This window comes from Mesorhizobium sp. M8A.F.Ca.ET.165.01.1.1 (assembly GCF_004792065.1).
Taxonomy (GTDB): Bacteria; Pseudomonadota; Alphaproteobacteria; order Rhizobiales; family Rhizobiaceae; genus Mesorhizobium.
This window is the reverse complement of record NZ_SRTH01000002.1, coordinates 331,672-345,199: the sequence shown is the minus strand read 5'-3', so window position 1 is coordinate 345,199 and position 13,528 is coordinate 331,672. Positions and strand designations below refer to the sequence as shown.

17 protein-coding genes are annotated in these 13,528 nt (G+C 63.9%); 7 read left to right on the top strand and 10 right to left on the bottom strand.

Annotation, left to right across the window (positions count from 1 at the left end; genetic code table 11):
* Window positions 1–48: 48 nt before the first annotated feature.
* The 3 genes from EN808_RS06275 to EN808_RS06265 are packed head-to-tail and all read right to left on the bottom strand — an operon-like array spanning window position 49 to window position 3,664.
* The gene (locus EN808_RS06275; protein ID WP_135915385.1) at window positions 49–1,194 is read right to left on the bottom strand and encodes a DSD1 family PLP-dependent enzyme; all 1,146 of its coding nucleotides are present in this window, start codon (window positions 1,192–1,194) and stop codon (window positions 49–51) included.
* Entirely contained in the window at window positions 1,191–2,471 is a 1,281-nt protein-coding gene (locus EN808_RS06270) for a D-arabinono-1,4-lactone oxidase (RefSeq protein ID WP_135915384.1), read from the bottom strand. The genes EN808_RS06275 and EN808_RS06270 overlap by 4 nt, the downstream gene beginning before the upstream one ends.
* Before the next feature lie 5 nt (window positions 2,472–2,476).
* Window positions 2,477–3,664 (bottom strand): MFS transporter, encoded by a 1,188-nt coding sequence (locus EN808_RS06265; RefSeq protein WP_135915383.1) that lies wholly within the window; start codon window positions 3,662–3,664, stop codon window positions 2,477–2,479.
* 124 nt (window positions 3,665–3,788) lie between these two features.
* Between EN808_RS06265 and EN808_RS06260 the strand changes: the two genes are divergently transcribed.
* Complete coding sequence (locus tag EN808_RS06260) at window positions 3,789–4,415, top strand: TetR/AcrR family transcriptional regulator (protein ID WP_127280207.1); 627 nt, start codon at window positions 3,789–3,791, stop codon at window positions 4,413–4,415.
* A gap of 69 nt (window positions 4,416–4,484) precedes the next feature.
* Here the strand turns inward: EN808_RS06260 and EN808_RS06255 are convergent, their stop codons facing one another.
* Window positions 4,485–5,252, bottom strand: coding sequence for a hypothetical protein (locus tag EN808_RS06255; protein ID WP_245512025.1), 768 nt, complete (start codon window positions 5,250–5,252; stop codon window positions 4,485–4,487).
* On the opposite strand from EN808_RS06255, the gene EN808_RS06250 reads away from it, so the two are divergent.
* The 3 genes from EN808_RS06250 to groL all read left to right on the top strand — a co-directional run bounded on the left by EN808_RS06250 (window position 5,211) and on the right by groL (window position 8,452).
* On the top strand, window positions 5,211–6,203 hold the full coding sequence (locus tag EN808_RS06250; protein ID WP_245520710.1) for a class I SAM-dependent methyltransferase: 993 nt from the start codon (window positions 5,211–5,213) through the stop codon (window positions 6,201–6,203). The two genes, EN808_RS06255 and EN808_RS06250, sit on opposite strands and share 42 nt — an antisense overlap.
* A 231-nt stretch (window positions 6,204–6,434) precedes the next feature.
* Window positions 6,435–6,731 (top strand): co-chaperone GroES, encoded by a 297-nt coding sequence (gene groES, locus EN808_RS06245; RefSeq protein WP_006203049.1) that lies wholly within the window; start codon window positions 6,435–6,437, stop codon window positions 6,729–6,731.
* A gap of 65 nt (window positions 6,732–6,796) precedes the next feature.
* The gene (gene groL, locus EN808_RS06240) at window positions 6,797–8,452 is read left to right on the top strand and encodes a chaperonin GroEL (protein ID WP_135915382.1); all 1,656 of its coding nucleotides are present in this window, start codon (window positions 6,797–6,799) and stop codon (window positions 8,450–8,452) included.
* 399 nt (window positions 8,453–8,851) lie between these two features.
* Here groL and EN808_RS06235 read toward each other — a convergent pair whose 3' ends face one another.
* On the bottom strand, window positions 8,852–9,460 hold the full coding sequence (locus EN808_RS06235) for a TetR/AcrR family transcriptional regulator (protein WP_135915381.1): 609 nt from the start codon (window positions 9,458–9,460) through the stop codon (window positions 8,852–8,854).
* Window positions 9,461–9,558: 98 nt separating this feature from the next.
* On the opposite strand from EN808_RS06235, the gene EN808_RS06230 reads away from it, so the two are divergent.
* Genes EN808_RS06230 through EN808_RS06220 form a run of 3 tightly spaced genes read left to right on the top strand, consistent with a single transcriptional unit; the run spans window position 9,559 to window position 11,447 of the window.
* Window positions 9,559–10,572, top strand: a complete 1,014-nt coding sequence (locus tag EN808_RS06230; RefSeq protein WP_135915380.1) for an NAD(P)-dependent alcohol dehydrogenase — start codon at window positions 9,559–9,561, stop codon at window positions 10,570–10,572.
* 33 nt (window positions 10,573–10,605) lie between these two features.
* Window positions 10,606–11,040, top strand: coding sequence for an OsmC family protein (locus EN808_RS06225; RefSeq protein WP_135915379.1), 435 nt, complete (start codon window positions 10,606–10,608; stop codon window positions 11,038–11,040).
* Between the two features lie 20 nt (window positions 11,041–11,060).
* Window positions 11,061–11,447: a nuclear transport factor 2 family protein gene (locus tag EN808_RS06220; protein ID WP_135883580.1), complete on the top strand. Its 387-nt coding sequence runs from the start codon at window positions 11,061–11,063 to the stop codon at window positions 11,445–11,447.
* 9 nt (window positions 11,448–11,456) lie between these two features.
* Here the strand turns inward: EN808_RS06220 and EN808_RS06215 are convergent, their stop codons facing one another.
* From EN808_RS06215 to EN808_RS06195, 5 genes are all read right to left on the bottom strand, one after another.
* Entirely contained in the window at window positions 11,457–12,068 is a 612-nt protein-coding gene (locus EN808_RS06215; protein ID WP_135863877.1) for a LysE family translocator, read from the bottom strand.
* A 77-nt stretch (window positions 12,069–12,145) separates the two neighbouring features.
* On the bottom strand, window positions 12,146–12,469 hold the full coding sequence (locus tag EN808_RS06210; RefSeq protein ID WP_189524077.1) for a YkgJ family cysteine cluster protein: 324 nt from the start codon (window positions 12,467–12,469) through the stop codon (window positions 12,146–12,148).
* 52 nt (window positions 12,470–12,521) lie between these two features.
* Window positions 12,522–12,689: a hypothetical protein gene (locus tag EN808_RS06205; RefSeq protein WP_135883579.1), complete on the bottom strand. Its 168-nt coding sequence runs from the start codon at window positions 12,687–12,689 to the stop codon at window positions 12,522–12,524.
* 1 nt (window position 12,690) lies between these two features.
* Window positions 12,691–13,098 carry a hypothetical protein gene (locus EN808_RS06200; protein ID WP_056562978.1) on the bottom strand — a complete coding sequence of 136 codons (408 nt, stop codon included), beginning with the start codon at window positions 13,096–13,098 and terminating at the stop codon, window positions 12,691–12,693.
* Complete coding sequence (locus EN808_RS06195) at window positions 13,098–13,325, bottom strand: hypothetical protein (RefSeq protein ID WP_127280426.1); 228 nt, start codon at window positions 13,323–13,325, stop codon at window positions 13,098–13,100. The genes EN808_RS06200 and EN808_RS06195 overlap by 1 nt, the downstream gene beginning before the upstream one ends.
* Between the last annotated feature and the right edge of the window lie 203 nt (window positions 13,326–13,528).

The window sequence follows — 13,528 nt, the reverse complement described above, 5'->3', positions numbered from 1 at the left end:
AGAATCACGACATCGCAAATGCAGGCGCCAATGGCGAACGCCGAAACGTCACCCCATCGGCAGCACCGGCCAGCGGTCGACGATCCTGCCACGGGAAAGCACCGCGATCGGTCCGAGCTGCTGCAGCACGGCTTCGCTCTGCGTCGGCCGCAGGAACGCATGGTCGCCGGGCCTGACAACGGCCTCGGCGGGCAGGCCCATGAATTGCTGGTTGGAGGACAGGCCAAGCAGGTCGTTCGTCGTCATGCCTTCGGGAAACACCGGTTCGGCCATCCATTTGCCGCCATAGAGATAGCAACCCTTGCGCGGAAACCGGCCGAGCGCCTGGAGCAGACGCGAAACCGCCGGCGGGCCGGGCAGCATCGGCTCGACCACTTTCAGGATCGGCGTCGCAATGAAGGCCGCCGGCTGAAAGCCACCGAGGCCCGGCGTGTCGAAATCGCCGGGCAGCACGAAGGCCGAGCCCATCGACACTTCATTGGCAGCGCCGCCATGATGAAGCAGCGCTGTCTTGCTGCCGCCAATGTTCGAGATATGGCGCTGGTCCATGCCGAGGCGCGCCACGAAAGCGGCGGCTCGTTCCGAGGCTTGCGCCAATGCCCTCGCCGGCCCGCCGAACAGGCCGGGTATATGCGGCGCATGCGCTTCATAGGCCATGACGCCTTCGCAGCGCAGCCGTTTGTGGGCCGGCAGCGCCTTCAACGCCTGCGAGAGGGCTTCCGGTTCGGCGAAGCCGCCGCGATGCAGTCCGACATCGATTTCGAAAGCAATGCGCAGCTCGACGCCGAGTTCGTCGGCGAGCGCGCCATATTCCGTCAGCCTCTGCTGTGTATCGATCAGCCAGCATACCCTCGACCCGGCTGCGTTCCCCTTGGAAAGCGCCGCCCTTGCCGCGCCGACCGGCATCGGCTTGCCGTAGAGGAGGTCCGCATCCGGAAACGCGCTCAGCACCGCCTCGCTGATCGGCGGGTGGAAGGTCATGAAGCGGTGGGTACCAAGCGCCTTGCCGATATGGGCAAGCAACGGCAGGCAAGCGATCGACTTGTCGACCAGCCGCACGGCGAGGCGGGGATCGAGCCTTTGCTTCACCAGGGCGATGTTGCTGTCCAGCCGGTCGCGGTCGAGCAACAGGCAGGGTTGGAAGATGCCCGCCTGCTTCAGCGCATCCGAAAGCGAGGCGAAATAGGCTTTCATTGGTCGATGCCGAAGAGATCGGCGATATAGGGCGAGACGAAACGGTTGTGCGGGTCGATGTCGCGGCGCACCGCAATCGCATCGTCCCAACGCGGATAGAGCTTTTTCAGGTCGGCCGCTTTCAGGCTGTGCATCTTGCCCCAGTGCGGCCTGCCGCCATATCTGCGGAAGATCGGCTCGGCCGCGCGCATGAATGGCAACGGATCGTTCGCCGCGTCGTGGTGGATGGCGATGGAACAGGTGAGCCTCTTGTGGAAGGGCGAGAGCCAGAATTCGTCCGATGCCACCGACCGCACCTCCATCGGGAAATAGACTTCCGGAAAATGCTTCTCGGTCAGTTCGATGATCTCGGCCAGCGCCTTCGGCCCCTCGTCGAAGGGAAGATGATATTCCATTTCGTTGAACCTGGTCTGCCGGTCGCTGGCATAGACGTTGAGCCAGTCCTGCACATAATCCTCGGCCGGCACCTTGGCGACCGCGCCCAGGATCAGCCGGCGGCGCAGCGACGGCAGCCAGGCAAGCCCGGTGCGCAAGCGGCGCAGCGTGCGCAACGAGCCCTCATCATCGTCGGTCGGGCGCGTCGTCGTGGCCCCGGCGCTGAAGTCGCTGGCGATGAACTGCGCGTAACCGGAAAATGGAATGTAGTAGAATTCGGCCGAGCGATGCGCGGCCATCATCGTTTCGAAATCGCGCAGCATGTCGCCGATCGGCAGCACCCATTTGCGGCGGCGCAGCCGGTAGGTCGCGATGTTGTTCAGCGTCACTTCGCTCAAGACGCCGAAGGCACCGAGCGTGACGCCGATGGCATGGATCGTCTCCTGATCCCCTTCCCGCTTGAACTCGCGGACTTTGCCAAGCCCATCGACGATCTGCACCGTTTCCAGCTGCGTGTGATAGGCACCGAGCGTCGGCCCCGAGCCGTGAGTAGCCGTGCCCAGCGCTCCGCCTATCGCCTGGCGGTCGATGTCGCCCATGTTGGGCAGGCCCTGGCCGATGCCTTGCAGGATGTGCATGAGCGGACCAAGCCGCGTCCCTGCCCGCACGCGCGCCTGATGTTTTTTCGCGTCATGCGAGACCAGCCCTTCCAGCTTCTCCAGCGACAGGATGGTGCCTTGCGACTTCACCAGCGGCGTGAAGGAGTGACCGGCGCCGACGACGCGGACCGGACCGGGCGCGGTGCGAATGAGATCGCCGAGCTCGCCGGCATCGGCCGGGCTGGCAAGCAGCCGCGGCTCGGCGGTGACGAAGCCCGACCAGTTGCTCCAGCTGCTCGACATGCCGCTCACGCAATAGCCCGGCGACGCCGCGCCACGAGGACAAACAGGCCGAGCAGCGCCACGCTGGCGACGGCGCTCGCGGCGGCGAATGCCGGAACCGGGCGAAAATCCTTGCCGTCGATGAGCAGCGACGCCGCGACCGGCCCGATCGCCAGTCCGAAAAGCTGGGCGGCCGGTACCAGCAGCACGGCGGTGCGCGTCTCGTCGGCGGTGATCGCCAGCCGGATCTGGTAGGGCACGATGAACAGCAGGATGAAACCCATGACCAGGGCGGCGACCCAGAATGTCGTAAGGCCAGGTCCGCTGGCAAGCACGAGGGAGGCGGCAAGCGCGACGATGCCGATCGCCGCGATGGCAAGGCGATAGTCGATGCGCGCCTCGAACACGGTCGCCGTCATCGCGCCCAGCACCTGCGCCGCGAGGCTGGCCGAGACGATCAGCCCGACGGTGCGGCCATCGATGCCGAATTGGGCGCCGAGAGGTTCCAAAAACGCCCAGACCGCGCCGAAGAACATGAAGTAGCAGAAGACCGACAACAGCGCGGTGATCGAGGGACCCGTCAGCACATTGGCGAGGTTCTCGTCCTTCGGCAGGTCGGCATAGTCGGCGGGGACCGCGAAGGCGATTACCAACGACACGACACAGACGACCGCGAGAACGAGGAAGCCGCCCGCCGATCCGGCGGCGGGGATGACATAGAGCGCCAGCAGCAAGGCAAGAGCGCATTGCGCCAGCGTCTGCATGGTGACGAAAAAACCGCCGATGCGTTCGGCGCGCCGCGAACGGGCGATCAGTTCGGTGGCGACAGCGACAAGGCCACCTTCGGCAAGGCCGGCCAGAGCGCGCGCCGCCATCAGCGTGTTGGCGCCGGCGGTATAGGCCGTCCAGACATTGGCCAACGCCAGGAGCAGCAGGAGGGCCGCGCTTTTCCAGTGCATCTTGCCGGCGGAGAGCAGCATCGCAACGATCGCCGAGCCGATCGCGATAGCGATCATCTCGGCGGTGGCGACCAGTGCCAGCTCGTCGCCGCTGACATGGCCCTCGGTATAGAGCGCGCCGAGCAGGACGGGCTGCAGACCTAAAATGAGCAGGCCGACCGACCCGATCCACAAGGCCGAGGCAAGCTGGCCGCCGGTCGGATTGCCGACCAGCCAGTCACCATCGCCCTGAAGACCGGTGCTTGTCGAAGTCAAAGGCGCCTCCCAACGTCCTTGCCGCGCGGCAGAAAAGCTGACAATCTGTCAGCATTTAAGAAACTGATACTTGATCATATTTTTTGTCAACCGGAATTCGGGAACCCGTGCGAAAGATCGGTGCATGACGGAAGCAAGTCGAACGGCCACCGAGCCCAGGCGCAGACCCAAGCAGGAGCGCAGCCGCGAACGCATCGACGCCATCCTGTCGACCACCATGCGGCTGATCGGCGAAAAGGGCATCGACGCCGTCACCATGAAGGAGGTCGGCATGCTGGCGGGCGGGCCGATCGCCACCGTCTACCACTACTTTCCCAACAAGTCGGCGATCCTGGCGATGCTCTATGAGCGGTTCTCGGAGGTCAGCCGGGCGCGCTTCGGCGCGATCATCGCCGAAATCCAGGGGCTGGGCGACGTGACCGGCGCCGCGGACCGCCTGCTCAACGACTACTACAGCCGTGTCGCGGCTGACCCGGCCATTCAGGACCTGCAGAATGCCATCCAGGCCGATAAGGCACTGCAACATCTCGACATCGCCGAGACGAGGCATCAGTCGAAGATATTCTGCGACCATGTCGGTCCGATGCTTCAGGCGGAGCAGCGCGAGGCATTCGCACGCCTGGTCTTTCTCATCTTCCAGCTTGCCGGCGGCGTCGTGCGCCTGGCCCTGACGCAAGATGAGGAAGAAGGCCGGCGCACGATCGAGGATTACCGGTCGATCATCCACACCCAGTTGCGGGTGTTCTTGTAAGCCCTGATGATCGTCGTGAAGCCACGCCGAATAAGAGGGTGACTGCCGACATGAATGTCAGGACGCCGGTTATGTAAACTCGCGGATGAGGCCTTCGAAGCCGTCGGCAAGATTGGCATTGCCGGCGGCGAGAAAGGCAGAAAGATTGCGGGCGCCGCCGGGTGTCTTGTTGGCGTCAAGCAGCACCGCCCTGCCCTCGTGCATGACAAAGTCGAACTTGCCATAGTCAAAGCCAAGTTCGCGCCTCAGCGCGCGCAGCTCCTCGGGAACCGGAACCGGCTCACGACGGATCGTGTCGTCGCCTTTGACCAGGCTTTGTGGCGAAACATGGCGGGTGCAGCGCTCGCGCTCCCCGCAAAATGTCCAGAAGCGGGCGCCAAAGCCGTCCGGTTCCGGCTCGGGAATGAACTTTTCGACGACGAGATCCCTTCGGTCGAACACCGCAGGCGCAACATCCGAAAGGGACGTACAGACGTGGTAGCCCTCGATAAGCTCGACGCCGGGAAATGGCTCCGGCTTTCCGGCACGTCGCGATCGCCGGTTAAGCGACTGCTCACGCATTCCCAGATTGTTGAGATTGCTCTTGACGATGACCGGCCCTGGCCAGTCGTCATCCCTGCCGATCACGGCGCCGCTGACACGGCGCTTGGAGATGTCGGCTGCCCCAACGTTCAGGCAGAAGGGAAAAGCGCGCGCGTATTCGACATATTCGGGTGGCGTCACGGTCGCATCGACATGCAGCACCGCTATATCGGCCTCCGGCTTCGCCGACGTTCCTGAGAGTATGCGGACGGAATGGCCGCGCCGTTTCAGTTCTTCCAGCAAATCAAAGAGCATGTAGGGACTGTCGCGGCGCAACAGCGGGCCGCGCCGGCGTTCGAACCTGTCGAACTCATGTGTAATAACCGCGATGCGTGTCATGCGCCCCCCGCACTTGGTTTCATTAGCGTCCTCGATTATGCATTTGAATACAATGCCGGCTTGGGGCCAGGGATGACTGATCATTGGAATGCCATTCGAGGGCACTGGAAGTTGCTCGGACCGCCGCTGCGCCCCCCCACGGAAGCGGTGGAAACCTACCATCGCGAGCTCGACCTTTCGGAGGCGCATGTCGTTCTGCTCGGTGTGACTCCGGAACTCGCCGGGCTCGGCGCGACCATGATGGCCGTCGACGAATCCTCCGACATGATCGCTGGAATCTGGCCAGGCGACACTGCGTCGCGAAAGGCTGTCAAAGGCGACTGGCTCGACCTGCCGGTTTCCGATGCAAGCGTCGATGCGGTGATCGGCGACGGCTGCCTGTCGGTGCTCGGGCTTTCAACCGCGCGCCGAGCGCTGTTCGCGGCAATCGCCCGCGTGCTGCGCCCTGATGGCCGCGCGGGCCTGCGTCTCTTCGCCGGTCCCGAGACACCGGACGATCCGGCAGCGGTGCAGGCGCTTGCGCTTTCTGGCGGTGTCTCCACTTTCCACGAGCTCAAATGGCGCGTCGCCATGACCGCGACAGGCCGCGCTACCGACCATGCGATTCCAGTCAGGACGATCGCGGAAAGGTTCGATGCACTCTTCCCTGACCGCCAGGAGCTTTCCGCGCGTACGGGCTGGGAATTGCCGGTCATCGCCACTATCGATGTCTATCGGAACTCGCCGGCCATCTACAGTTTTGCGCCGCCCATGGCGCTCATCAGCGAGGCGGAAGCGTTCTTCAGTAACGTCCGCATTGTTCCAACCGGCAGCTACGGGCTCGCCGAGCGATGCCCGCTTCTGGTGCTGCGGTCGCCGAGGGGCTGAACGACCTAATGAAATTCTTCGCTTTTGCGACCGGTAACCGCCGCATTCTTCGCCACGATGCAGCGAGAGCAAAATTTCGCGCGATCGAGCACTTGCGCGCGCCTTGACTCTCGCGGGTCGGCGGCCTATTTCAGCGCCACGTTAGCACTCGCCATTGGTGAGTGCTAACCACGTGTCCGGCACCGCCGGACGGAGGAACTGTTCTCACCGTTCTCATTCGAGGAAGAAAAAATGGCAAAGTCGAAGTTCCGCCCGCTTCATGACCGCGTGGTCGTTCGCCGGGTCGAATCCGAATCCAAGACCGCCGGCGGGATCATCATCCCGGATACGGCGAAGGAAAAGCCGCAGGAAGGCGAGATCATCGCCGTCGGCTCCGGCGCCCGCGACGAAGCTGGCAAGCTGGTCCCGCTGGACGTCAAGGCGGGCGACCGCATCCTGTTCGGCAAGTGGTCGGGCACCGAAGTCAAGCTCAATGGCGAAGACCTTCTGATCATGAAGGAATCCGACATCATGGGCATCATCGGCTGATTATCGGCCTCACCCTCAACTTGAATTTTTCGGGCTCTATCCGAGCCCCTGCCAGGAGCTAAAACATGGCTGCCAAAGACGTAAAATTCTCCCGCGACGCCCGTGAGCGCATGCTGCGCGGCGTCAACATCCTCGCCGACGCGGTGAAGGTCACGCTCGGCCCCAAGGGCCGCAACGTCGTCATCGACAAGTCGTTCGGAGCCCCGCGCATCACCAAGGACGGCGTCACCGTCGCCAAAGAAATCGAGCTTGAAGACAAGTTCGAGAACATGGGCGCGCAGATGGTCCGCGAAGTTGCTTCGAAGACCAACGACATCGCCGGCGACGGCACCACGACCGCGACCGTTCTGGCGCAGTCGATCGTCCAGGAAGGCCACAAGTCGGTTGCCGCCGGCATGAACCCGATGGACCTGAAGCGCGGCATCGATCTCGCCGTCACCGAAGTGGTCGCTGCGCTCGGCAAGGCCGCCAAGAAGATCAAGACCTCCGAGGAAGTCGCCCAGGTCGGCACGATCTCGGCCAATGGCGACGAGTCGGTCGGCAAGATGATCGCGGAAGCGATGCAGAAGGTCGGCAACGAAGGCGTCATCACGGTCGAGGAAGCCAAGACCGCCGAGACCGAACTGGAAGTCGTCGAAGGCATGCAGTTCGACCGCGGCTACCTCTCGCCCTACTTCGTCACCAACGCCGACAAGATGGTCGCCGAACTCGAGGACGTCTACATCCTCCTGCACGAGAAGAAGCTCTCCAACCTGCAGGCCATGCTGCCGGTCCTCGAAGCCGTTGTGCAGACTTCGAAGCCGCTGCTCATCATCTCGGAAGACGTCGAGGGCGAGGCCTTGGCCACGCTGGTCGTCAACAAGCTGCGTGGTGGCCTGAAGATCGCCGCCGTCAAGGCGCCGGGCTTCGGTGATCGCCGCAAGGCCATGCTGGAAGACATCGCCATCCTCACCGGTGGCCAGGTCATCTCGGAAGACCTCGGCATCAAGCTCGAGAACGTCGGCCTCAACATGCTCGGCCGCGCCAAGAAGGTGTCGATCTCCAAGGAGAACACCACCATCGTCGACGGCGCCGGTAAGAAGGCCGAGATCCAGGGCCGCGTCGCCCAGATCAAGCAGCAGATCGAAGAGACCACCTCGGACTACGACAAGGAGAAGCTGCAGGAACGTCTGGCGAAGCTCGCCGGCGGCGTTGCCGTGATCCGCGTCGGCGGTGCGACGGAAGTCGAAGTCAAGGAAAAGAAGGACCGCGTCGATGACGCCCTCAACGCGACCCGCGCGGCCGTGGAAGAAGGCATCGTTGCTGGCGGTGGCGTTGCCCTGCTGCGCGCTTCGGCCAACATCAAGTCGGCCGGCGCCAACGCCGATCAGGCCGCTGGCATCAACATCGTGCGTCGTGCGCTGCAGGCTCCGGCCCGTCAGATCGCGTCGAACGCTGGTGCGGAAGCTTCGATCGTTGCCGGCAAGATCCTCGAGAACAAGGGCGCGACCTTCGGCTACAACGCCCAGACCGGCGAATATGGCGACATGATCACCATGGGTATCGTCGATCCGGTCAAGGTCGTGCGCACGGCTCTCCAGGACGCGGCCTCGGTCGCCGGCCTGCTCGTCACCACCGAAGCCATGATCGCCGAAGCTCCGAAGAAGGACTCGGCTGGCGGCGGCATGCCTGGCGGCATGGGCGGCGGCGGCATGGGCGGCATGGGCGGCATGGACTTCTAAGAAGTCCATAAAGCACGCCCATGAATCCAAGTTGCTCAAGCCCGCTAGCGGGCTTGAGTGGCGGCATGGACTTCTAAGAAGTCCATAAAGCACGCCCATGAATCCAAGTTGCTCAAGCCCGCTAGCGGGCTTGAGTGGCGGCATGGACTTCTAAGAAGTCCATAAAGCACGCCCATGAATCCAAGTTGCTCAAGCCCGCTAGCGGGCTTGAGTGGCGGCATGGACTTCTAAGAAGTCCATAAAGCACGCCCATGAATCCAAGTTGCTCAAGCCCGCTAGCGGGCTTGAGTGGCGGCATGGACTTCAATCCAGCCAACTTGGCTTTATGCATACGGAAAGGGCGGCAGAAATGCCGCCCTTTTTCGTTTTGGCAGTTAACTCGGCCGGCACCTGCCTTTCTTAAGCAGCGCTCTCGGCCTGCTGCGCCACCTTGCCGGCGAGCACGGCCTGCTCGATGAGTGCAGCCACCTCATCGGCCACGGCGTTGAGCGATGAACGATCGCGGGTGGCGCGGGCAATCACCATCAAGCCTTCCAGCGAAGACTCGACCAGCAGCGCCAGCGCCTGGGCACGACGCTCGACCACCCCTGCTCTGACGAACGCCTGCCGCAGCAGGCCGATCCACTGCTCGAAAGCGGAACGGCAGATCTCTTCGAGGTCGGGCACATCGTTCGGCGCATCGAGCACGACAGGCGCGATCGGACAGCCAAGCGAAAACTCGTTGTCCTCCAGCATGCGGGCGACAGACTGGTAAATGTGGTGGACAGCAACCGCCGGATCGCTTTCCGCTGTTAGTTGGGCGCCCAGCCGCTCGGTCACGTCGGCCACGCTGGCGCGAGTCACCTCGATAACCAGTTGGTCCTTGCCGCCCGGGAAATGGAAATAGAGCGAGCCGCGCGGTGCGCCGCTGGCAGTCAAAATATCGTTGAGCGAAGTGCCGTGATAGCCGCGCCGCCGCAAAAGCAGTGCCGTCGCCTCGATCATCCGCGTGCGTGTGTCCGTCGCCATGTCAACCTCTGTCAGGAGCGCGCATTATAGGGCTTGCCCCGAATATGACAATCGGTCTACATAATATGTAAATCGGTCTACATATTTGAGAGGCGACGATGCAAAACTATCGGCTGGAAGGACAGGACGGCGGCCTCGACAGGCTGGCGATGCGCGAGGAAGCGGTCCTCCAGCCGGGTCCGCGTCAGATCCTCGTGCGGGTACGTGCTACCTCGCTCAATCGCCGCGACACGATGATCCTCAACGGCACCTATCCGCTGACGCCGCGAGCCGGCATCGTGCCGCTGAGCGATGGCGCCGGCGAAGTGGTGGCCATCGGCGATGCCGTCACCCGCTTTGCCGTCGGCGACCGTGTAACCGGCAGCTATTTCGCCCGCTGGATCGACGGCCGCATCAACGCCGGGCTGATCGACCAGCTCGGCTGCACGCTGGACGGCATGCTCGGTGAATACGCCGTGCTCGACGAGCAATGGGCGGTGCGGCTGCCTGAGCATCTCGACTGGCATGAAGCCGCGACATTCACCTGCGCGGGGCTGACGGCCTGGAGCGCGCTGACGGGCGCGGACGCCCCAAAACCCGGGCAATGGGTGCTGGTTATCGGCTCGGGCGGCGTCGCGCTGTTTGCACTGCAGTTTGCCAAGCTGATGGGCTGCCGCGTGGCGGCCGTCACCTCCCGCGCCGAAAAGTCCGACAGGTTGCGCGCGCTCGGCGCCGATCTCGTCATCGCAACGGCCGAGGCGCCGGATTGGGGCATGAAGCTGCGCGAGGCGACGGGCGGCGTCGATTTGACTGTCGAGACCGGCGGGCCGGCGACTTTTATGCAATCGCTGATCGCAAGCTCCCTCTATGGACGCATCGTGCTGCTGACGGTCCAAGACCAGAAGGGCAGATCGGTCGAGATCCCAGCCGCCGTCTACCAGCGCAGTCTTGTCACCATCGGCCGCGTCTTCGTCGGCAGCCGCAGCGGCCTGGAGGCGATGCTTGCCGCCGTCGCGGCGCATCGCTTGAAGCCCGTCATCGACAAGGTCTTCCCGTTCGCCGAAGCGCGCGAGGCTTATCGGCATTTCATGCAGGGCGATGTGTTCGGCAAGGTCGTCATCGACGGCGCGTGAGCCCCCCATTCATCAACCAGAGGAGAGAAAGCAATGACAGTTCGCGGCGCATCGGCCGAATGGCACGGCACGCTCAAAGAGGGATCCGGCCGGCTCAGGCTGGGCAGTGGCGCCTTCGAGGGCGCCTACTCGTTCCCGTCCCGCTTCGAAAACGGTCCGGGCACCAATCCGGAGGAACTGATCGCGGCCGCCCATGCCGGCTGCTTTTCGATGGCGCTCACCGCCGTGCTTGGCCGTGAAGGTCATATCGCAAGCGATATCCACACGATCGCAAAGGTGCATCTGGGCGCCACCGCGGCCGGACCGACGATTACCCGCATCGAGCTTGAGACGGAGGCGAATGTCGCCGGGCTTGCCGCAGCCGACTTCGAGCGGCTCGCGCAGTCGGCCAAGGCTGGATGCCTCGTCTCGCGGGCTCTGGCCGGTGTCGCAGCGATCACGCTGAAGGCGAACCTCGTAACTCACTAAGGACGGAAGGAGAAAATCCAGTGACCCAGGAATTGATCATCGACATCGCCATGGCCAACCGCTCCGGCGAAACGGCTGAAATCATGCGGCGCTATAATGACGTCTTCCAGCGCCACGACCCCTCGGCGCTCGACGAATTGGTGGCGCAGGACTGCGTGATCGAGAACACCACGCCGGCGCCGGACGGCGCACGCCGCGCCGGCAAGGCGGCCTGCGTCGAGCTGTGGTCGGCGATCGCCACCGCGCCCGGCACGCGCTTCGACCTCGAGGAGACTTTCGTGGCGGGCGACCGCGCCACGATCCGCTGGCGCTATTTGATGGCCGACGGCAGTTCGCTGCGCGGCGTCAACCTGATGCGCGTCGCGGACGGGCGCATCATCGAGGCGATGGGTTACGTCAAGGGCTAGCCTAGTCGATCACCTGTCCGCCAGCGCCAGCTTGGCGCCGAGCATGACGAAGGCGCCGGCAAAAGTCCGGCGCATCCAGGTCAGCACCATCGGGCGCGACACGACATGGCTGCGGATCGAGGCCGCGAAGATGCCGTAGCCGACGAAGACCACGAAGGTCAAAAGCATGAAGACCGAGCTGAGCTCCAGCATCTTCGACAGTGCATTGGGCTCGGTGGTGCTGACGAATTGCGGCAGGAAGGCGAAGAAGAAGATCGACAGTTTCGGATTGAGCACGTTGACGAGGATGCCGGTGGCGATCACCTTGCCGGCCGAACGCGGCGCGACATTTTCCTCGACGCTCAGGCCGCCCTTCTCCTTCAGCGTGTTCCAGGCCATGTAGAGCAGGTAGGCGACGCCGAGATATTTCAGGGTTTCGAAGGCGACAGCACTGGTGTGCAGCAGCGCCGCAAGGCCGGTGATGGCGGCCGCCATATGCGGAATGATGCCGAGCGTGCAGCCGAAGGCGGCAATGATCGAGGCCCGGGCGCCGCGCGAAAGCCCGGCGCTCAGCGTGTAGAGAACGCCGGTGCCGGGCGAAGCCACGACGATCAGCGACGTCAACAGAAATTCGATGCTCACGATGATCTCCTCCGGCGCCCTGCCCTGACGCAACCTAGCCAGCAAGCCAGGCGTGCACAAGCGACAGTCATTCGCTGCTAAGAGGTAGAAAATCCGAGCGCCCGGCGCGCCATCAGGCACTCGTCATCGCCAGGCATGCAGGCGCGGCAGACATCCGGTCGCAGTTCATAGATGGTGCAAGCGGTCGACTTGCCGACTTCGCCGGACAGGGCCGAACAGCGCACGCCGTCGCAGCGCATGCCCGACAGGTCGGCGGCCACATGTTTTTCCGGGATCCGGTCGAGCTGCGCATCGTCCTCGGTCGAAAAGCGCGGCCATTCGGCCGAATAGGAGCAGCAGGCGCCGCAGCTCTGGCAATCGAAGACAGGAGCTGACGAAGGCGCACTGCTCGCGGCTAGCACGGCAAACGGCCCCGAAGCGGCAAGGTTGCGATCGGCATCCCGAGGCAAGGCGCTACTTCTTCTTGCCCGTCTTGCCCTTCGGTGCGTCGACCGGCGACTTGAACAGATCGGTCGCTGCCTCGTCGGCCTTGGCCGCCTTCGGCGCCGCAACCGGCTTGGCCGGCTTTGCGGCGGAAGCCGGCGCTGACGGCTGGTCCTTGGCGGAGAATTTTATGGCCATGTCAGTCCTCGTCGGCGAAACGCGATGACGGTGCGCGCGGATTGCGCAAGCGGCCGATCAGGGCCGAAACCGCCGTGATGTTCATCTCCTCGGGCGACCAGTTCCGCGCTTCCGCGATGTGATGCGGCGCCAGCTCACGATGCGTGCTGCCGCTGTAGGCGGCGTCCTGGTAGGTCACCCGCTCCTGGGTCTTTTTGTCCTCGCGGACATATTCGATCAGGTAGTTCGGCGCTTCGGCGCGGCCGCGCACGCCGACGCGCACCTGGGCATCGCCATGGGCGCGCTTGCAGCGTTCGAGTTTTTCCAGCACGCGCCGGACATATTCGACCGGCTTGTCCAGGGTTTCGACCATGTCGGCAATGGTCGCATCGGCCGCGATCGGCGTTGGCGGTACGCGCTTGGTGGCCATCAGCGTTTTCCGGCTCGTTTCGGCAGCGCCGCGAGCGCGGCGGCGGCCGCCATCTCGTCGGCCTCCTTCTCCAGCCGCAGTTCGCGCAGGCGCGCGGTCTTGGCTTCCCGTGCTTCGCTGACGGCATCCCGTTCGGAAATGATGCGGTTGAGCGACATCGACTGGGTTTGCGTCTTGCTGAAAAGCGACACGGCCGGGTCGACGGCTGGCTTCGAATGGGCGGTCAAGATCTTTCTCCTGTCAGGAGCCTGGTACCGATAGGGCGAGACCGGGTCTTCGGTCGGGACCAGTACAAAGCGATGCTGCAGCGGATTCAGAATGCTGCAGCGTCCCTTAGCACGTTCAGCCCAATGCGCAGCGCATTTTCGGCGGCAACAAGCGTAAAATGAAAAAGGCCAGGCACCGCCTGACCTTCCCTGGGAGCCGCCGC